This is a genomic window from Spiroplasma sp. hyd1, from assembly GCF_016082235.1.
GTDB classification, from domain to species: Bacteria; Bacillota_I; Bacilli_A; order Mycoplasmatales; family Mycoplasmataceae; genus Spiroplasma; species Spiroplasma poulsonii.
In genome coordinates, this window is the sequence record NZ_JXYY01000139.1 from 1 (window position 1) to 578 (window position 578).

The 578-nt window shown below is 23.4% G+C and carries 1 protein-coding gene; it reads left to right on the forward strand.

The features are described from left to right. A partial coding sequence (locus tag TS70_RS06750) for a hypothetical protein (RefSeq protein WP_198049811.1) occupies window positions 1–430 on the forward strand: 430 nt, incomplete at its 5' end. Window positions 431–578: the final 148 nt, after the last annotated feature.

Genomic DNA, 578 nt, shown 5'->3' on the forward strand with positions numbered 1-578 from the left:
AATTTTATATCCTAAAACATGTAAAATTATTTTAGAAAAACAACCAACACAAGATGAAATTAATATTGCTAAAAATAATCTTAATAAAACATTTAGAGTGCCAGTTGATTATGTAATTTCATCATCAACTCCCAGTAAAATTAATATCAGTGGAATTAATAAAATAGACAAACCAACTATTCATGTTGCAGACCCAACAAAAGCAACACCAGAACAATTAAAACCACAATTTAAATCTGTTGTTTTAAAAGCAGTTAAAGCCGTAAATAGTTCTTTAACTGAAAGTGATTTTGATTACTTTATTGAAAGTAAAGGTGAAGATTGACCAATAAATATTACAAATGAAAAAACTGTTGAAGTTCAAATTCAAGGTAAAAATAACGCTACTGGTCAAACAAATCCGATTGATATAGTAATTAAAAATTCTTAATAAACAATGAATTTACTAATATTACGAGTTTTAACTTTATTAGTATCTAATTTAGAAAATAAACCTTTAATAAGTAAACTTGTTAATTTAATTAATAAAGTTTATAATCCTTTACAAAAAATTACAAATAAAGTTGAAGATATTTATC